Consider the following 18,135-nt stretch of genomic DNA (forward strand, 5'->3'; position numbering starts at 1 on the left):
ATAACTTAAAAAGACAAGACTTAATAACCAAATTCTTATTTATTATAGTTGAGTGGTGAATTTAAAAACTATGAGACATTAATCCCACGAATCTATCCTTTTTCTTTTTTTAATAAAAAACAAGATGCACTATTTCACCGCTCATTTATTGAGCTTGAATTTATAACCTGTCCATAATTATAAAGTGCCCATCAAGATGGTTTAAAACAAAAGTCTTTATGGGCTGACTAATAGGAAAAAATAATGGAAAAACAGCATCTTTCCGCGAGTATTATCGCACTCGCTTTACTTGGTTCTTTAGCACCAGCACATGCTGAAGATACATTGAAATCTTACACTTCGACATTGCTTCAGCTTGATGATGGTGATGCACGCTCGAAAAAAATCCGCTTAATTTATTCTTTAGAAAATGTCTGGAACCAATCTTTGCTACCAAATGGCGCTAAAGAAGCCAAGTTGATCCTAAATGGCGGTTCTGGCTTCGACATGACTAATGTTCCAAACAAAGAACAAATCTATGGTTTTGCTACTGGGGGAGATTACCGTTACACCGTTCCAACGGCTTTTAAGCTGGCACTGAGCTATTTAAATGGCGCCCCTTTACGCCACATGAGCCATGCTCCAGAAAACACCATTGCAACGGCATCTGTCAGTGAGTCGCTAGATTTTAACCTTGGATTCAGTGCTTCTACTTCTCCAAATATTAGTGGGGGAATCTCCTGGAGCAACCGTGTAACGTACGACCAGCCAGAGTTTCAAACGGTTGCCGATTTTAACCAAGCTAACGAAAGCATTAATTGGTTAATTGAAAACAAGACTATCCGCCATAATACGCCAGCTAAAGACTGGTTATTGTATCGTTGGACCAGTTGTGACATGGGTAATTTGATTGATTACAATGAGTTACCTGTCGTTATGCGTTCAGATTTTAAACCACAAGTCGGCGTCGTATATAGAAAAAATGACATTCAAGATGGCCTAGATACATCAGAGGTCAAGCTGGTTGCTGGTTGGCGAAAAACCAATTACTACTTTGGTCGCGACTGGTGTAGCTGGTATACCACTCCAGAAAATACCTGGAAGAAAAATCGTGATAGCAGTCAATGGACAGAGACTAGCCGAGCCGTAACTATCTCTTGGAATGACGATCTCTACCACTAACTTATTAGCCTGCGGCCACGGAATAAATAAGTGGCCGCTATATTTACTAATGAAATAAACGGTAAGACATGACACATGACAAGTAACAAAAAACTCTTGACTGGATCGGCGCTAGCACTTGGTGCAGTACTCGCCATATTTCTAATTAATTCAAATAACAAGAATGCCCAGACCGAACCTGTTGCAAGCCTTGATGAGCAAATCAAGACAGAAGACGCTGCGACAATAAGTGTAACGCCTCCTGAGAGCGATGCTGCTCAAGAGGTTGTTACCGCTCCAACACCACTAAGTCGCAATGATGATACTTCCGACGTCATTCCAGCTACACCTTGGATATCTGCCCCATTAAATGAACTGAGCAATGAACTGTACGATTTTATTGAAGCTGAACAGGTAAGTTACATCAGTACGACCGACTATCCATTCGACGAGAAAAAGCAAAAACAATTGCGAACATTAGCTAAGCAAGGGGGTCCTATCTTGTTTGACAATACGGAGTCATCCTATTTGGATAGCTACGGTGTCAGCGAAACCAAAGTCGTATCAGAGTATTTTGGTACGGCGTCTGAAGGTGATGTCATCATCGCTACCGGAGTACAGAATGCAGATGGCAGCATTCATTATCTAGTTTTGCCTTTGAAGAGCAAAGATCTCAACGATAACAGTAAATTGATTGAGGACACTAAGCTCGCAATCACTCTACTTAAAGAACAAAAGCATGACTTGATAAAAGAGAGACAAAGCGAACATCGCGAATAAAAGTAAAGGGAGATAGCCTCTGTATCGCTATTTCCCTTAAAACTCAGTTCTCAATTAAGAAAAGCTCATCTCTCCCTACTTACCGGCGCTCTATCCGAAATCACCTTGCCATCTTTGATCGTGATGATGCGTTTGGTGCGTTCTGCGAGGGCGTTATCGTGCGTCACGATGATCAATGTTCTGCCTTCGGCGTGGAGTTGGTTGAACAGAGCTTCGATCTCAGCACCAGATTTTGAATCGAGCGCGCCGGTTGGCTCGTCAGCTAGGATGATTTGAGGGTCGTTGACCAAGGCTCTTGCAATCGCAACTCTCTGCTTTTGACCACCAGAAAGCTGGGTTGGTTTATGGTCTAAACGATCCCCTAGCCCGACTTGCTCTAGCAATTTGGCGGCGCGCTGGCGACGTTCTTTGCCTTTGATGCCAGAGTAAACCAACGGCAGCGCCACGTTATCGAGCGCCGTCGCGTATTCCAATAAGTTAAAGCTTTGGAAGACAAACCCGATCTTTTGGTTACGAATGCCAGCTAGGTCATTCGCACTTAAACTTGCGACGTTTTGGCCGCCAAGTTGGTACTCGCCATCGGTGGGCTTATCTAAACAACCGAGCATGTTCATCAACGTTGATTTGCCTGAACCGGACGGGCCAAGAATCGAAAGAAACTCGCCTTGATTAATGGTTAAGTCAACGCCGTCTAGCGCGCGAACTTCCGCCTCCCCGCTTGAGTAATATTTGCAGATGTTGGTCAGCTCAACAAGCGGCTTCGACATGTTCTCTCCAGAGTTATTGTTGTTATTCACTTTGTAGCGCCTCCAACGGGCTGACTTTTGCGGCTCGGTTTGCAGGTAACCATGCCGAGGCCACACCAATGATCATTAAGGTGAGGATGACAATCGCGACAACGACCCACGACAACTCAGGGACAGGTTTACCCAATTGTTCATAAAAGGCATTGCCCTCTAAAGGAATGGAGCTGATGGCAGACACCAGCGCGTACGTCACGGCTAACCCAAGCGCGCCCCCCATCAACATTGTCAATAAAGACTGCACTAAATAGTGCATGCGAATGGCCGTTGGGGTTGCACCGACTGCCATGCGCACGCCGATATCACGCGTAGATCGCTTTACGGTGGCATACATCACATTGGCGATGCCAACGCCAGCAACAGCTAACGTCACGAAGCCGATAATGCCAAGAAAACTCTGCAAACCTATCAGGAACTGCTGCATACTCTTTTGCTTAAGGAACATATCATCGACTTGGACGATCTGCTCATCGCTGACACTTGCCCCGTGCTTACGGGCAATCACTTGCCTTATCGTCTTTGCTAAGGCTTCTCGGTCTACATTCGCTTGTGGCTGCACATTGATGCCACCAATTTCACCGTTGACATGAAATCGCTTCCACGTCGCTAACGGCACAAAGCTGGAATAGTTGATAAGATCCCCCAGCTCTATTTGAGCGCTGTTTTTCTCCAATACGCCCACAACGGTGAACTCCTCATTGCCGATTTTTACCTTTTTCCCCACAGGGTTGACTTGCAATGTGACTGTCGCAAACCAACTAAAGTCCTCATTCGGGTTGAATAAGTCGGCTGCCAGTTCATAACCCAGTACAACGACTTTGCGCGTCTCTTTTTGATCGAGTGGATTTAACCATCGCCCCCCCGCCATCGGCACCAAATTGGTCATGGATTGAAACTCGCTCGTGACCGCTAACGGCTCTTGCCATGAGTTTCTATCACCAACGGTGATGCGCTCTTTCCACTTCGCAGTTGGCGCAACACTTTTTACATCGGGTAACGCTCGAACGACCTCTGAATCGTCCATTTTTAATGTCAGAAATTTACCTTGGTGAAAAGCACCGTGGTCGACGGTGGCCATCCCTCCGGTCAAATAAATCAAGTTGCCGTTACCATTTTGTGCGGTTTTCAATACGCCCTGACGAATACCCTCACCTACCGCCAACATAGCAGCGATACAGAGGGTCGCCCACGCTACAGCCAGAATGGTCAAACCCAATCTCAGCTTTTCTGCAGCCATTTCTTGGAAAATTTGTCTCATCGGTAACAACATGACTAGGCCCTCGCACTCAAAGCAATGACTGGCGTGAGACGCGATGCTCGCCTTGCTGGGAAATACGATGCCATCAATGCCAAGATAAGCGTCACAAGTAAAGACCAAGCAATGGAATCTGGCGTGATCACAGGCAAACCAATCCATTCCGGTAATGCCATGCTGCTTAAGACAGATACCACGGCATACGAAAACATCAGACCTAATGCCGTGCCCACGGCTACCAAAATAAGCCCCTCAAGAATAAACTGACTGAGTATGGATTTTTGAGTCGCCCCGATCGCCAAACGCACACCGATTTCACGCGTGCGCTCCGTGACAGATAAAAACATGATGTTGGCAACGCCAAGCGCACCGACCGCCATGGTCATCGCGCCACTCGCTCCGAGAAAAATCTGAATGCCACGCAAAATTCCACTGATGACCGCCGCACCTTCACTAAAATCGGGTAATTCGACCGCATCTTTATCACTTGGGTCAAAATGAAGCTGCTTGGCGAAAAAGTTCACGATATTTTGTCGAAATGACGATGCATCCATCCCTTCTCTCGGCTTCATCAATACCATCCAAGGTTTCGCATCCCACAAATCGCGGTACGTTGTTTGAGGAATGAAAACCGTGCGGCTATCGCCGAATGAAATGCCAGTGTCCTCACCAACGGTTATCCCAATCACCAAAAACGGAATGCCGTTGACTTTGAGCCTATCCCCGATTTGGATTCCACCCATTTGCGCAATTTGATCGCCTAACACCGCCACGCGAGTGTGGTTGTCCATATCACTTGGTGACAGGTTTCTCGAACCGGATTGCAGCTTGCGTTGCATTAAAGGAAAGTAAGACGTATCAATACCGCTGACCGTACTCGATAAATTCTGTCCTTTGAGATTGGTGATATTCGCATCCCATTTGGCGTAAACGCTCGACGCCAGTTGCACGAAGCCCGACTGTTTGATCATGTCGACTTTTTCTTGTGGAATATCAATTTGTCGCCTTGAAGGTAATCCTTGCCACGGTTTACTGGTGCTCGATGGAAACACCACTTGCACATTGTTGATCATAAATGAAAACGACTGGGTCTGATGGCGATAAAAGCCTTCGCCAAGTGCGATTAACACCACCACAGAGATCACGCCCCAAGCAATCGCGATAATGGCTAGCACGCTCTTCATGCGGTGCGCCATCAACGTTTGCCAAGTTTGCTGCAACAGGCTGCTCATGAATGAAAAGCCCGAGAGATCAACGCCATGGTATCGTCATCGAGTTTCCCTGCGGTTTGCAGTAAGCCGATTCTCTTACGCCAATAGCTGTACAAGTTGGTTTGCAGACTGTTTTTCGCCTCAAACAAGCTGTTGTGTGCACTGATAACTTCCGACACTTCAAGCAGGCCAGCATCGTAAAGTTTCTCTTTGCTTTGCAACACTCTGGCGCGCGACTCAACCAGCTCATTCGCTATTAAAACTTGATTCCAATTGATATCGACCCGCGTAAACTGCTGAATAACTCGTTTCTGAATATCAATTTCCACTCTACGCATATCTTGCTTGGTGCTTAAAATGTTCAACGATGCTTCGTCCACTTTCGCTCGCACTGCACCATTGAGGTCAATCGGCAAACTCAAACTAATCCCAGCGTTAAACTCGCCGTTTGAACGATTGTCACCATCGCTGTAGCCCACACTGCCTTTGACGGTCGGGTAGTATCCACCTTTAGCTGAATCTTTCGCGAACTCGCTCGCTTTCACCATCTGCGCCGCCACCAACAGCTCTGGACTGCTGTCTTTCGCCAGCTTTAGCCATTGCTCCTGGGAGTCCACCAACATCGGCGGCTGAATTAAAGAATCCGTTCGAATTTGGTCGACACTCTCCGGCATTTGATTGATTAACGCGGCAAGCTCTGCTTTTTTCACTTCGAGATCGGCTTTTGCATTGAGGATACTTGCTTGCTCAGAAACTTGATTCGCTCGCATTTCTTCGACATCAACCGACTTCACTTTGCCTGCTCGATAGCGTTTCTCGATGATGTTGAGAAGCTCCTTCCCTTCTTCCAGCTTGGACTGCGCTAATTTGAGGTCGCCCTGTGCGCTTGCCACATCTAGGTAAGCAGTGAGAAACTTCTGCGCAAGCTCGTTATGCGATTGAGATAGCTCTAACTGTGCTTTGAGATAATTGGCATTCGCTTGATCCAGTTCCGACCACAAACTGCTATCCCAAATAGTTTGAGATAAGGTAGCACCGTAACTGTTGGAATGGCTTGAGGACTCATTCCAATCCGCTGACGCACTAGCACTTAAACCCGGTAATAACGCACTGCGGCTACTCTGTACGCCAACCTCGCCAAGCTGGACGCCGATTTTCGCTTTTTCGTAATTTGGATCGTTCTGCTTTGCTTGTTGCCAAGCTTGTTCAATAGAAATTGCGTAGGTCGGCAAACTGAGCGTGGCAGCCAACAATGCAAAGGCGATTGTTGATCGTTGCAGCTTAACCATGCACCGCTCCCATCATACTGTTGTCGATAACCTCTTCATCAAGCTCCACGCCGTCAAGCACTTCGACATTGATGCCATCTGACAGACCGAGTTTCACAGGTTGTTTATGAAACCCTTGTTCTGAGCTATCGGGGATCAGAACATTCGGTGCGTCACCATCAAATTGCAGAGCGCGCTCCGGTAGCGTGAGCACGTTTTCAGAAGTCTTCAGAATGATTTGAGCCGTCGATGAAAAACCAGAACGAAGCAACACATCTTGTGGGATCTTGAGTTCTCCCACCTCAACCTCAAAACCGTTATCAAAACTTTTTGCCGAGGTATTGCCCTCTGGTGAGTTGAGGTTCTCAGATTGAATCGCCACTTTGGTTAGCACACCAGAAATCGCCACATCAGGATAAGGCGCAACCGTCAACATAACGGGCATTCCCGGAGACAACTGCGCAGCATCATGCTCACTGACGCTACCTTTAAAAATCAGACTGTTCATGTCGGCCAATGACATCATTTCAGTCGCGGCTTGGCTTGATTGAGTCGAAATGATCGGCTCTCCGACCTCAACTTTCTGGTTGAGTACCGTGCCATCAATTGGCGCGTAGATCGTCGACGTTAAACGCGCATCGCCGATCGACGCCTCACCACTGCGGATGAGTTCGAGATTCTGGCGCTTTTGCAATACGTCCGCTTGCGCAGATTTGACTGCCGAGCGCGCACTTACGTATTCGTCGTAGTTACTTGGAATAATATCCTGCTTGACCAAGCTTTCTAAGTTGGACATTTTTTGTTTGGCGGATTCCAGATCGGCTTCGCTACGCATGAGTTCTGCCGATGCATCCGTTAATGCTTGGGGGGTTGGGTTTGGACGCACTTTGATCAGCGGTTGGCCTTGCTTCACCTTTTCACCAACTTTCGCGTAAATTTCACCGACGATACCGTCGATTTGTGACTTGATAGACACGGAGTGTGCAGGGACAATTTTACCAACAGCCACCGCTTGTTTTTCAATCGTGCCTTTTTCCACAATCAATGTAGGCAGCAATTCTGGTTGAGCAGCAGATTGGAGATAGAAATACGTACCACCGCCGAGCAGCGCGATGCTCACAGCGGAGACAAGCCAACGTTTCGTCATTATTTATTCCAACAATTATTGGGTAGTCTAATGACTACTCCTAAAACACAAAGTTGAAGGAATAATATCCTGCTTTAATAGCGGTTTGGTTGTCACAGTTGGTATGGTTTTGTCAGTCGGCTCTGACAATCAAAAACTAAAGAATCATTCAGCAAAGACGTTGTCTACGATGGCGACTAACAAGCTCTGTAACCGCTCGTTTCAACCGCCACCCTTTTCATTCTGAACAATGTGCAAAATGGCGCAGTTCTGTATCCTCCAATCGCATATCCATACAGTCTTGCGCCTCACGTCCTAGAGCAGGAAAAACTGCATGCGCTTTTAAAATGCTTTGGCTGATAAAGCCGCATTTCTCCAACACACGGATACTCGCGTGGTTGCCAATATGCGGGGCGGTGCGAATGCGCGTTATACCCAAGCTTTGCAGGTAGACAACGCCAAGTTTGCAGGCTTGGGTTGCATAGCCTTTTCCCCGATAGCGAGCAGAAATACCAAAATGGATTTCACTGCTGTCTTGCTCAGGTATCAGCACCAGACAACCAATAGGAGTTTGAGAAGTGAGTTCTTCAATAGCGAAGACTAATAGATTGGGAGACTTTTGATCATATTGAGCACGCCATCTTTCTCGCTAGCTTCAAGGGTTTGATTAACATTTTGGTGGACTTGGCGATTGAGGAAGCGGCATGCTTTCTCATCGCCTAAATAGTTTTCAAACAGGGGAGCAGCGTCTGTTGTTTTGAGGTATCTGATTGCCACTTGTTGAGATTCAACTCTCATCATGATTTAGCTCTGATAAACATTCGGTTTCCAGATTTGCATGAAGTTTTCTACTGGAGCAATAGGAGTGAACCCAAGCTGTTCGTACAACCCATGAGCATCGCGGGTTGCAAGCATCATACGGCGTAAGCCTTGTAGTTCTGGATGAGCAACAATTTCTGATATCAACAACTTACTGATGCCTTTACCACGGTGTACCTCCACAACAAACACATCGGCAAGGTACGCAAACGTGGTACGATCGGTAATTAACCGAGCAAAAGCAACGAGTTGATTTTCATCATCCAAAACCGCGAAACAGAACGAATGGCGCAATGACTTCTCAAAGCGTTCTCTTGGAATACCCTTTCCCCAATAACTGTTTGAAATGAACTGGTAGATAACGTCTAAATCCATGTCATCTAACGACATAGTAATTCGAAATCCTTGCATTGTATCCCTCAACATTGATTTATATTTTCTCAGCCACACAGACAAGCGAGTTGGCATTCGCCTCAAATACTTGCGCTGACCAAGATTGGTACTTCTCTATGATTCTGAATCCCGCTTGTTCAAGGAAACCCTCTATGTCTTCTAGCGGACGATATTTTAAATCAATGCTGGAATGCTCAATCGTTCCACTTTCAAAATGGCGCTCTTTGTTCAAATACATGATGGACGTTTGCAAGTCATACTCGGCCTTCATACCGAAATAATTCACTTCACCATAAGTTGGAGAAACATAGGTTTGCCACAGCGCCATCTCATGATCCAATTCTAGATTTTCTGGCGTTGGTAACCGCGTATCGAAAACAAATCGCCCACCTTTTTCGAGGTGTCTTGATATTGAGCTCAGTGCACCTGCTAGCATCTCGTCACTTAAAAAGGCTTGGAATGCATTCCCTGTCATTATGGCTAGGTCAAACTTCTTACCTAACGAAAACTGGGTTGCGTCGAGATGAAGAAAACGCAAGTTACTCCTGCTTTTGGCTTTGTCCTTTGCGTGTTTGAGCATCCCTTCAGAAATATCAATGCCAATGGCTTCGTTGAGTTGCTCAGAGACTGGAATCGTGACAATACCGGAACCACAACAAACATCCAATACACTTCGAGCATTGGTTTCTTCGATTAACCTTGTGATGAAAGCAATGTCGTGATGGTAATGCTGGTCGTATTGAGCATCGTATTCAATTCCAGACCCGAACTCGGTTAAATCTTGTGTTTTCAAAAACAATCCTTGTTTGTTACTTATTTCAGCGGTGTGACTTTTTCTGCTCTAGCATCAAGTATCGACACACATAACCAACACCAGATACGTAACCAATCACATTTTCTAGGGAAACCACTTCCAACCCAGCTTGCTGACAGAGTTGCTCAACTTCACTTTCGGTATATGCCTTATGCACGACCGATCCACTATAAGTATTTCGAGGCAAATCTTGCCCATCCGGATCGTGGTATTGAAAGCTGATAAAACATCGTCCATTCGCAGTTAGCTTATGCGAAATGCACTCCAGAAGTTGTTGAGGCTTTGCTAGAAACTCAGTAAAACCAAGTGCGGTGATAAGGTCGAAGGTTTGCTCAAACAAAGGGGAAAATGGCTCATCGAGATTATGAACCGCGACACTTTGATAGAGGCTAGTTTGGCGCGCTTTATCAACCATTTTGGACGAGATGTCTAAGCCATGGATGGCGAGTTCTGGATAGTGACTTTTTACGACATGGCCGATACTGCCAGTCGCACAGGCTAGGTCGAGAACCGAGCCTTGCTCGATGGGAAAGGTTTTTAACTTCTCAGAAATCCAACGTGGACCGACGTAGTGACTGCCATCCACCAACTTTTGATAGCGATCCGACACATCATCATACATTTTTGCTACGTTCATCGTTTCCTCCTTGATAACCAGAACGATGCTCGAATGTAACACGCAATAAGCATCTAGACACTTATTGGTTAACTAGTCCTTTATGGAATGTGACCGACTGGTTGTTTAGGACAACAAAAAAATCCGATACTCTATATTTTGAATATCGGATTTTTATTGCGTTATCGAGCTAACCAAATTCTCGTTAATATTCCTATCGGAGTAGTAACGCCAGTTGTGACGGAGGAAATTTCACCATTTCTTAAAACATAAATGGTTGAGGTCACGCTAATTTTCCATTCGCGCATAATATCGCTTGAAGGATCGTTTATGTTTTCGAAACGATATTCTTTTGCCCTCATAAACTGCGCCACACGCTCATTCGGTCCCGACGATCCAGAAACGCCAACTACGGTGTAGTCATCACTCAGCCAACTCACGCTTGGGCTTACAAATTTACAAGCGGGACACCAAGTCGCCCAAAAATAAACAACGACAGGTTGTTCATAACTTTGCGCGATTGCATCGAAGTGTTCGCCATCGCTCAAGACTGAGCTCAATGGTGGTGACTCCTGTTTAGGAATATCTTTAGTGCGATACCAATCCATCGCGATGGAAATGACGGTGACAATGAGCACCATCTGTACGATTTGAACGAGCCAATATCGGAATGTTCTACGCCGCTTTGTCGAACTCATTGAATAGCTCCCCCACTCGCTTGCTTCACCGCACTTAAAACAACATCATCAGTCAGAATCACAGGTAACGGGATACCTTGCGGCGCTGCCGGGCCATAGACGATGTTAAACGGCACACCGTAACGCCCATGAGCTCGTAAAAAGTCAGTTACCGAGCCGTCCGGATGTGTCCAATCCCCTTTTAACGTCGCTACATTAGGGCTTTGCAGCAATGAGTAGACAGGATCTTGCCAGATCACACCGATCTTGTTCGCTTTACACGTGACACACCAATCCGCAGTGACATCCACAAACACCACTCGCCCATTATTGACGTGATCTTCAATCGCCGAGTTAGAAAGCTTCTGCCACGCTAAGTCCTCAGGAAGCGGTGTCGCCCATTGGTCGGCAGTGACACTACCAAGTAACAGGCCACCAGCTATCAACACTAATGACGCAGTTCCGGATACAGCAAGCGCTTTCTCACCATACACTTTCTTAACTCTTGCCATCATTACAACAAAAGCAACCACAGCGATGAGTGCAATCCATAACATAGGTACATGATTTGCCATTAATGAAAGTAGCCAAACGCTGGTTGCCAGCATCATTATGCCAAACGCTATTTTAACGACATTCATCCACGAGCCAGGCTTTGGTAGTTTCAGCGCGATACTTGGAAACACAGCGACTAAGATCCAAGGCAGTGCCATACCCAATGCTAATGCTGTAAAAGTTGCAAATAACGTTAATACGTCGGCACCCAAGGCAAACGCCACGGCTGTTCCCAGGAAAGGCGCGGAGCAAGGCGTCGCAAGCAATGTGGCAAACATACCTTGAACATAGTGACCAACTAGGGAGTTATCACCTTTCGAGGCCAGCCATGTATTGGTACCCGATGATAGACGGACTTCAAACAGCCCCAGCATATTGGCCCCAAACAAAGTGGTGACCAACACCATCAAACCTAAGAACCAGGGGCTTTGAAATTGCACGCCCCAACCAATGGCATTACCTGTTAGCTTGAGCACCAAAATAAAACCAGCGAGAATCCAGAACGACGTTAATATACCAAGTGACGAGGCAACAAACTGAGCGCGAATTTGACGACGCTCGATACCTTGAGCGGCAACAATACTACTTAGCTTCATCCCCAAAACCGGAAGAACGCAAGGCATAATGTTAAGAATTAAACCGCCGAGCAACGCGAATAGAAAAACACTCGTTAGAGACGTGCTCGGCAGCGGTTCAACTATTGCCTCAGCAGTTGCTTGAGTGGTTTCTTCTGCTAGTAAATTGGTGTCTTTGATGGTCACAAACAGCGACTGACCATCTAACTCCACATCGCCCAGCCAAGTATCAACGATATAGCTCACGGTGACGATGTTTCCTTCTGGATGCATTCCTTCAAGCTTGAAGCTATAGTCTCGCGTTGCTTCATCGACACCATCCACCAGCACTTGTGGTTGTTGCCAACCCTGACTGTTCTGTAGCTTGATTTGTAGTTTCGATTGGTTCGCATCCCAACTCGCCTGAGTAACATCAATAAACGGCGATGGCTGCGGCACGTTACTCACTGCTTGAGCGTAACTGAACATCACGTCTTCATCGACTTTTAGATCAGAAGGCAAGAACGTCAATTGAATTTGATAGTCGGTCAGCACACAAATCGTCGTACAAGAAGAAAGTGTCAGTACCGCATCAATCGTGACAGGTTTGGACATGTCTTCGACGTGCAGCGTCATGGGGAACAAAGTGTCGCCTTTATACCCAAGAGTCTCGATACCTAATAGTTCGAATTTTTGTGGGTGCGGCCATTGCCAATCCACTTTGGATAAATTTTGTGAATTTTGCCAATCAATAGATGGTGCTACGCCGCCCTCACCAGGTGAACGCCAGTAAGTTTTCCAGTCCCCAGCCAACTTGACGTCCAGATAACCAGTAATTGTTTTGGCTTGCGGATCTTGCTGACCAGTGAGCACAAAGCGCGTTTGCACTGGAGGATGTTGTGGGTTGGTTAGCCAACCTGTATCAGTAGTTTGAGCTGAAATACTCAGAGAGAGTAAACTCAAAGCAAGCGTCATAAAAAACATGGACGCAAACTGAGTCAGTTTAGTAATTTGATTCATAGTGATTCCTAGTTAAAAGACAAAGGTGCTAAATAACTGACGCTAGTGGTCAGAAAGCACGCTTTTATTCTCGGAACACACAGAAAGTCAGATGGACTCGATACTTACGGCCTATCGGTTCCGTCCAATGTTGCGCACCAATATAGGCACTGCACAACCAAATTGCCGAAGCAAAAAGACCCACAAACAGAACAACAATAAATACATCGAGTTGATGTTGAGAAAACTGAATTAACTTTTCAGACAGTTCGCACTTGCTGGTTTCTTTAGTATCAATCGACTTGACGCTCGAACGCTCATCAGTAAGTGAAACCGCGGGCGATTCCGTCTCATATTTCATAGAGCATGACGAGGCAAAACCTGAATTTTGCATCAGACACACAACGACCACCCAGCCAATAATCGCCAGTAGCCATTTTGCCCGCTTATGTGGCGTGTGATGTCGTTTAGTCAACAAACTCATAAGAATTCAGATAAAGTAAGAACGAAGAAGATAATACGCGAGTCGTCATAAAGCTCAAGTTGTATCCTCTAAATAGCCTTAAGAGGCTTCACTCGCTAAGCTTTAATCTAACTTGCCATAAATATATGCCAACTCTGCGACGGTTTTTGCCGAGAACTTCTTCAATAGATTAGCTCGGTGTACTTCAACCGTTCGCATTGCTATGCAAAGTTCGTCAGCAATACGAATGTTGCGCTTTCCTTCAATGATCAAACGTAAAATGTCTTTTTCTCTAGGTGTGAGCGATTCATAAGCCGATTTTGCTGCTGCCATATCGAGGTTTGTGGCAGACTGCGCCTGTCCCTGCAAAATGGCTCGTGCCAGTTCATCGCCTTTGACTGGTTTTTGGAAGAAATTGACCGCCCCAGCTTGCAATGCATCGACCGCCATCGGAACATCACCATGCCCTGTCAGATAAATAACGGCTAGCGGGCTGTTGGCTTGATTTAAAATTTGGTGCACTTGCTGACCACGAAGGTTGGGCATTCGGCTATCAAGGATCACGCATCCGGCCTGATGAATGTTCACTTCGTCGAGAAAAGATTGCCCATCAGCAAAAGTCGTCACCTTGAACTCATGCTCTTCCAGCATAAAAGCGAGCGAGTCACGCACCGATTCATCATCATCGACTACAAAAACAGGTAGCTGCTTTTCACCGCTGCTCATTGAATGCTCCTATGCCTAGTTCAGATTAGTTTTGATATGGAAATACAAGCTCAACCAAACAACCATGTGGTGCTATCGAGCTGATGACAAACTCGCCACCATGCATTTCCATCACATCGCGACAAATGGCTAACCCCAGCCCAAGCCCTTCTTCTTTGCTACTCACAAACGCTTGAGTCGGATTCTCTTGCTGCAACCCTGTACCATTGTCTAACACTCGAATAGAGAGTTGACTGATTTGGTAATCGCAATGCAGGGCAATTTTACCTTGATAACCTGATGAGTGATATTTCTCTTGGAACAAAGTACACGCATCAATCGCGTTGCTGATCACATTAACTAAAACCTGTTGTACGCCAACTGCATCGACAAGTAACGGACGAATGTTCCCTTCTGTACTGGCCACAATAGAAATGTTTTGCTTCTGCATCCGAAAATGGAGTAACTCAATCGTGTCATCAATGAGTACTTGAAGATCGCACGGCGCTTTGTCGACACTACGCTTGCGGATCAACGTTCTTAATCGCTGAATAATTGCATCGGCTCTTTCAACTTGGCCCTGTATTTTCTCAAGCACAGGGACAATATCTTCATGAGGGCGCTTTTTGGCCAAGCGAAGTAAACCGCCTTCACTATAGTTGCGAATGGCTGCCAGTGGCTGATTGAGTTCATGGGCAAGACTAGTGCCGATTTCTCCGACAATCGCGACCCTTTGTGAATGTTCTAACTGTTCACTTTTCTCTTTTAATCGCAACGATGTCTGCTCCAACGCTTGCTTACTCTTGCTAAATCGATACTCAAGCCAAAAGTGGTACGCGTTCAACACAATCACAAACATGAACAGCGCCCATGCCCATTCTTGATGACTACGCAGCCAGCGTAGAGCCTCACTCCACCAAGGTTGTTGCAACGGATGGAGATCCAACGCCTGATACAGTTTGTCGATGCTCAGCAAGCTGACGGGGGACGTCCAACCTGACGCGCCTGCCGCAATAACCGCAGGGTGTTCAGGTGGCATCGCTAACAATACTTGCGCAATCTGTTTGGCAATCTGAGATGAGCCGCGCTCTGTTTTGGCAAATGACCAGTTCGGATAAAGCGGTGTGGAAACAGCGCATAACGAACGCTCGTTCGGCTGTTGATTTAAAACTCGGTAATTACTCGGTTGTAAAAGCCCTTCACTTAGCATCTGTTCCAATAAACAAGCAGGGACAACGGCCGCTTCCACATTGCCATCACGTAATTGATACAGGTTGGCATCAATAGGAAAACCAAGATAGCGGACATCAGAAAAGAAATCGTTTGGATTAAGACCCATTTTGACTATTTGATAGCGCATCGTGAGATAACCACCAAAGGCTTTTTCTGATACCGCTGCAACGGGACGTCCTGAGACATCTTGCACCGTTTGATAACTTGAATTGGCTCGAACCACAAGCGCCGAACCAATGCCGTAATTCGAGTTTTGTGGTGCTCTGCTGGTTAGCGTTGCCATCCACGACAGCGCGTATTGCCTGCCCAACCGCACTGCCTGACCTGGGTTGGTTAAGATGAAATCCATGGTCTGAAACTTCACCGCTTCGCCCATTTCATCCAAGTTAAGGGGATGAAGGACAAAATGCACATCGGAAATTTGCTGATTGAGCCAATCAATGGTCGGTTGCCATCTCTGCTCAGCATAAAGATGGCCGCGTATCGCTAACACGCCCACTTCGACTTTTTGCTTGGCCTGTGGCTGCTCTGCTTTTTGCTCTTGCAGATCTGCTTGTTCAGAAACTGCGCCGTGAGCCAAAGATGCAAAGGCAACTAAGCAAAGAACCCAAAACTGAAGCAACCGTGGCGTTTTGTTCATGATGAGTAGAATCGTTCCTTCGAAAGTAATGGAGCAAGAATAACAGCTACCCTTGGTAAACCACATTTGTTTTAGATCAAGTTTGATCTGGGTATGTGGAAATCCACAATATAAGCCTCGCAGTGCATTTCTCACAATGGAATCAGTCAATTCAAATACAACAAAAAAAGCAGGTGAGTTATGGATTCCACCAAACGTCGCTTTCTCAGCGCGGTCACAGCCGGAGCCGCGTTAATTCCAGTCGCTGGCATTGGCACGGCAACTGCGGGAAACATTATTCGAAATAACCAGTCCGCTGACCGAAAAGGACAAGTCGGCAAGCGTTATGCCATGGTGATAGATTTGCGTAAATGTGTCGGATGCCAGGCTTGCACTGTGGGTTGCAGCATCGAGAACCAAGCGCCAATCGGTCAGTTCCGAACCACCGTAAAGCAATACGAAGTTACGTTAGATGATGGCTCTACAGCCACGCGAGAAGCAAAAGCCTTTATGCTACCGCGCCTGTGTAACCACTGCGACAACCCACCTTGCGTGGCAGTGTGTCCGGTTCAAGCAACCTTTCAGCGCAAAGATGGCATTGTCATGGTGGATAACAGCCGCTGCGTCGCCTGCGCGTACTGCGTACAAGCTTGCCCTTACGATGCTCGCTTTATCAATGAAGACACCCTCACCGCAGATAAATGTACCTTCTGTGCTCACCGTCTAGAACAAGGTCTATTGCCTGCCTGCGTGGAAACCTGTGTTGGCGGTGCACGTGTAATTGGTGATTTGAATGATCCATCAAGCGAAGTCCGCCGCTTAATTGCGAAGCACCAAGACGATATCAAAGTGCTAAAACCCAATGAAGGCACCAAGCCACACGTGTTTTACATCGGCATGGATGAACGCTTCACCAGCCACATCGACGGACAACCTGCTATTTACGACCCACAGGGAGATCGCGCATGAACATCACCGAAGTGTTAGTCCAACCTCAAGCAATGGCTTGGCTCCCGTGGGCAGTGCAGTATTTCTTCTACATCGGCTCGGCTTATGCGGCTGCTGTTTTATTCCTAATCGCCCTATTATTTGAAAAACACACCAGTCACAGACTGCGCGCTGCGCTTGTTCTGACGCTGGCCATCGGCGCCATCGTGGGGCCATTAGCGTTAACTGGCGACCTTCACCAACCGGGACGCGCATGGCATTTCTACGCACACATCACTCCGTGGTCATGGATGTCTTTAGGGTCGCTTTTCTTGCCTGTTTTCTCAGGTTTAGCGGTAGTGACTGCATGGCTGTATCTCCGCGAGGATCTGATCAACTTACGTAATCAGCCAGGGAAAGTACTGCCTCTAATTTCAAAGCTGTCACTGGGTGACTGGGCGCTCTCTCGTAGAGTCATGCTTATGGTATCTGTTATCACGGTGCTATCAGGCATCACCATTGCAGTCTACACAGGCGCTGAAATTGCAGTCGTTAAATCGCGCTCTTTATGGCACCAACCCGCGTCGCCGGTTCTTTGGTTTGTCACTGCGTTTATGAGCGCGGTCGGATTTTCTCTGTTGATTTGGCTCTTGCTGCCTAGTCAGTCAAAGACGCTGACATCTGGCGATACTAATTTACTTAAAAAATCAGTGGTTACCAGCGGTGTATTAACGCTGATACTGCTACCGATTTGGGCATCCAACAATTCCGCATTTTCGCTCTATTCTAGCGAACAATGGATGCACAACATTGCCCTGCTCACTTTTGTCGTTTTAGGTTGTGTTTTGCTCGCTTTCATCTTCTTGCGCGATACCAAAAAGTCCGCATCAGCCAGATTTCGTCACGTCATAGGGCTCAGTTTTGTGTCTGCTGCCGCACTGGCAAGCGCATGGCTGATTCGCTGGTTTACCATCATGGAAGTGCAAACCATCGCCAAGTTCGATGCAGGGCTGTATCCATACCAACTCACTATGGATGGAAATGGCTGGATAGGCATTATCGGCATGCTCGGATTATGGCTTGCACTGGCACTGCTCGGTTCGGAGCTGGTTCAGCCAAAACAAAAGATCGAAGTAAAAGCCTCATCACTCACCTTAACTGAACGCTAATCAAAGAGG

The 18,135-nt window shown here is 46.7% G+C and carries 17 protein-coding genes and 1 pseudogene; 4 read left to right on the forward strand and 14 right to left on the reverse strand.

The features are described 5' to 3' along the window. The first annotated feature begins 243 nt into the window (after positions 1-243). Positions 244-1,161: a leukocidin family pore-forming toxin gene (locus tag MTF70_RS00250; RefSeq protein WP_005376731.1), complete on the forward strand. Its 918-nt coding sequence runs from the start codon at positions 244-246 to the stop codon at positions 1,159-1,161. A gap of 75 nt (positions 1,162-1,236) precedes the next feature. Beyond that, a complete protein-coding gene (locus MTF70_RS00255; RefSeq protein WP_064354156.1) occupies positions 1,237-1,920 on the forward strand; it encodes a hypothetical protein in 684 nt (227 codons plus the stop codon). Positions 1,921-1,985: 65 nt separating this feature from the next. Here MTF70_RS00255 and MTF70_RS00260 read toward each other — a convergent pair whose 3' ends face one another. From MTF70_RS00260 to MTF70_RS00325, 14 genes and pseudogenes are all read right to left on the reverse strand, one after another. After that, the gene (locus tag MTF70_RS00260; protein WP_141135643.1) at positions 1,986-2,687 is read right to left on the reverse strand and encodes an ABC transporter ATP-binding protein; all 702 of its coding nucleotides are present in this window, start codon (positions 2,685-2,687) and stop codon (positions 1,986-1,988) included. A 22-nt stretch (positions 2,688-2,709) separates the two neighbouring features. Beyond that, positions 2,710-3,993 (reverse strand): ABC transporter permease, encoded by a 1,284-nt coding sequence (locus MTF70_RS00265; protein WP_064354158.1) that lies wholly within the window; start codon positions 3,991-3,993, stop codon positions 2,710-2,712. Positions 3,994-3,995: 2 nt separating this feature from the next. Beyond that, a complete protein-coding gene (locus tag MTF70_RS00270) occupies positions 3,996-5,210 on the reverse strand; it encodes an ABC transporter permease (protein WP_149192479.1) in 1,215 nt (404 codons plus the stop codon). Then, on the reverse strand, positions 5,207-6,478 hold the full coding sequence (locus MTF70_RS00275; RefSeq protein WP_191115999.1) for a TolC family protein: 1,272 nt from the start codon (positions 6,476-6,478) through the stop codon (positions 5,207-5,209). Before MTF70_RS00275 ends, MTF70_RS00270 begins: the two co-directional genes overlap by 4 nt. Then, positions 6,471-7,604: an efflux RND transporter periplasmic adaptor subunit gene (locus MTF70_RS00280; protein ID WP_205461173.1), complete on the reverse strand. Its 1,134-nt coding sequence runs from the start codon at positions 7,602-7,604 to the stop codon at positions 6,471-6,473. The genes MTF70_RS00275 and MTF70_RS00280 overlap by 8 nt, the downstream gene beginning before the upstream one ends. A gap of 217 nt (positions 7,605-7,821) precedes the next feature. Next, positions 7,822-8,384, reverse strand: a pseudogene (locus MTF70_RS00285) (GNAT family protein). A gap of 3 nt (positions 8,385-8,387) precedes the next feature. After that, positions 8,388-8,813: a GNAT family N-acetyltransferase gene (locus tag MTF70_RS00290; RefSeq protein WP_165935362.1), complete on the reverse strand. Its 426-nt coding sequence runs from the start codon at positions 8,811-8,813 to the stop codon at positions 8,388-8,390. Positions 8,814-8,832: 19 nt separating this feature from the next. Continuing rightward, positions 8,833-9,588, reverse strand: coding sequence for a class I SAM-dependent methyltransferase (locus MTF70_RS00295; RefSeq protein WP_054866271.1), 756 nt, complete (start codon positions 9,586-9,588; stop codon positions 8,833-8,835). A 25-nt stretch (positions 9,589-9,613) separates the two neighbouring features. Beyond that, entirely contained in the window at positions 9,614-10,246 is a 633-nt protein-coding gene (locus tag MTF70_RS00300; RefSeq protein WP_165935363.1) for a class I SAM-dependent methyltransferase, read from the reverse strand. A gap of 161 nt (positions 10,247-10,407) precedes the next feature. Then, on the reverse strand, positions 10,408-10,923 hold the full coding sequence (locus tag MTF70_RS00305) for a protein disulfide oxidoreductase (RefSeq protein ID WP_248393798.1): 516 nt from the start codon (positions 10,921-10,923) through the stop codon (positions 10,408-10,410). Beyond that, a complete protein-coding gene (locus MTF70_RS00310) occupies positions 10,920-13,031 on the reverse strand; it encodes a protein-disulfide reductase DsbD domain-containing protein (RefSeq protein ID WP_213986762.1) in 2,112 nt (703 codons plus the stop codon). The genes MTF70_RS00305 and MTF70_RS00310 overlap by 4 nt, the downstream gene beginning before the upstream one ends. Before the next feature lie 64 nt (positions 13,032-13,095). After that, a complete protein-coding gene (locus MTF70_RS00315; protein ID WP_033905718.1) occupies positions 13,096-13,494 on the reverse strand; it encodes a hypothetical protein in 399 nt (132 codons plus the stop codon). A 102-nt stretch (positions 13,495-13,596) separates the two neighbouring features. Further along, positions 13,597-14,199 carry a response regulator gene (locus MTF70_RS00320; RefSeq protein ID WP_005376701.1) on the reverse strand — a complete coding sequence of 201 codons (603 nt, stop codon included), beginning with the start codon at positions 14,197-14,199 and terminating at the stop codon, positions 13,597-13,599. A gap of 25 nt (positions 14,200-14,224) precedes the next feature. Beyond that, the gene (locus MTF70_RS00325) at positions 14,225-16,051 is read right to left on the reverse strand and encodes a sensor histidine kinase (protein ID WP_154205164.1); all 1,827 of its coding nucleotides are present in this window, start codon (positions 16,049-16,051) and stop codon (positions 14,225-14,227) included. A 180-nt stretch (positions 16,052-16,231) separates the two neighbouring features. Here MTF70_RS00325 and dsrO point away from each other — a divergent pair, with 180 nt between their 5' ends. Continuing rightward, positions 16,232-16,999 (forward strand): sulfate reduction electron transfer complex DsrMKJOP subunit DsrO, encoded by a 768-nt coding sequence (gene dsrO, locus MTF70_RS00330; RefSeq protein ID WP_054866269.1) that lies wholly within the window; start codon positions 16,232-16,234, stop codon positions 16,997-16,999. Next, positions 16,996-18,126, forward strand: coding sequence for an NrfD/PsrC family molybdoenzyme membrane anchor subunit (gene nrfD / locus MTF70_RS00335; RefSeq protein ID WP_154205163.1), 1,131 nt, complete (start codon positions 16,996-16,998; stop codon positions 18,124-18,126). Before dsrO ends, nrfD begins: the two co-directional genes overlap by 4 nt. Positions 18,127-18,135 lie beyond the last annotated feature (9 nt).

Origin of the sequence: Vibrio sp. 2CM40D (genome assembly GCF_023161825.1) — a bacterium.
In the GTDB taxonomy this organism is placed as follows: Bacteria; Pseudomonadota; Gammaproteobacteria; order Enterobacterales; family Vibrionaceae; genus Vibrio; species Vibrio alginolyticus.

What these genes read in the sequence shown, in the direction of transcription:
- MTF70_RS00250 (WP_005376731.1), top strand. Translation starts at nt 244, where the DNA reads ATGGAAAAACAGCATCTTTCCGCGAGTATTATCGCACTCGCTTTACTT.
- MTF70_RS00255 (WP_064354156.1), top strand. Translation starts at nt 1,237, where the DNA reads ATGACAAGTAACAAAAAACTCTTGACTGGATCGGCGCTAGCACTTGGT.
- MTF70_RS00260 (WP_141135643.1), bottom strand. Translation starts at nt 2,687, where the DNA reads ATGTCGAAGCCGCTTGTTGAGCTGACCAACATCTGCAAATATTACTCA.
- MTF70_RS00265 (WP_064354158.1), bottom strand. Translation starts at nt 3,993, where the DNA reads ATGTTGTTACCGATGAGACAAATTTTCCAAGAAATGGCTGCAGAAAAG.
- MTF70_RS00270 (WP_149192479.1), bottom strand. Translation starts at nt 5,210, where the DNA reads ATGAGCAGCCTGTTGCAGCAAACTTGGCAAACGTTGATGGCGCACCGC.
- MTF70_RS00275 (WP_191115999.1), bottom strand. Translation starts at nt 6,478, where the DNA reads ATGGTTAAGCTGCAACGATCAACAATCGCCTTTGCATTGTTGGCTGCC.
- MTF70_RS00280 (WP_205461173.1), bottom strand. Translation starts at nt 7,604, where the DNA reads ATGACGAAACGTTGGCTTGTCTCCGCTGTGAGCATCGCGCTGCTCGGC.
- MTF70_RS00290 (WP_165935362.1), bottom strand. Translation starts at nt 8,813, where the DNA reads ATGCAAGGATTTCGAATTACTATGTCGTTAGATGACATGGATTTAGAC.
- MTF70_RS00300 (WP_165935363.1), bottom strand. Translation starts at nt 10,246, where the DNA reads ATGAACGTAGCAAAAATGTATGATGATGTGTCGGATCGCTATCAAAAG.
- MTF70_RS00305 (WP_248393798.1), bottom strand. Translation starts at nt 10,923, where the DNA reads ATGAGTTCGACAAAGCGGCGTAGAACATTCCGATATTGGCTCGTTCAA.
- MTF70_RS00310 (WP_213986762.1), bottom strand. Translation starts at nt 13,031, where the DNA reads ATGAATCAAATTACTAAACTGACTCAGTTTGCGTCCATGTTTTTTATG.
- MTF70_RS00315 (WP_033905718.1), bottom strand. Translation starts at nt 13,494, where the DNA reads ATGAGTTTGTTGACTAAACGACATCACACGCCACATAAGCGGGCAAAA.
- MTF70_RS00320 (WP_005376701.1), bottom strand. Translation starts at nt 14,199, where the DNA reads ATGAGCAGCGGTGAAAAGCAGCTACCTGTTTTTGTAGTCGATGATGAT.
- MTF70_RS00325 (WP_154205164.1), bottom strand. Translation starts at nt 16,051, where the DNA reads ATGAACAAAACGCCACGGTTGCTTCAGTTTTGGGTTCTTTGCTTAGTT.
- dsrO (WP_054866269.1), top strand. Translation starts at nt 16,232, where the DNA reads ATGGATTCCACCAAACGTCGCTTTCTCAGCGCGGTCACAGCCGGAGCC.
- nrfD (WP_154205163.1), top strand. Translation starts at nt 16,996, where the DNA reads ATGAACATCACCGAAGTGTTAGTCCAACCTCAAGCAATGGCTTGGCTC.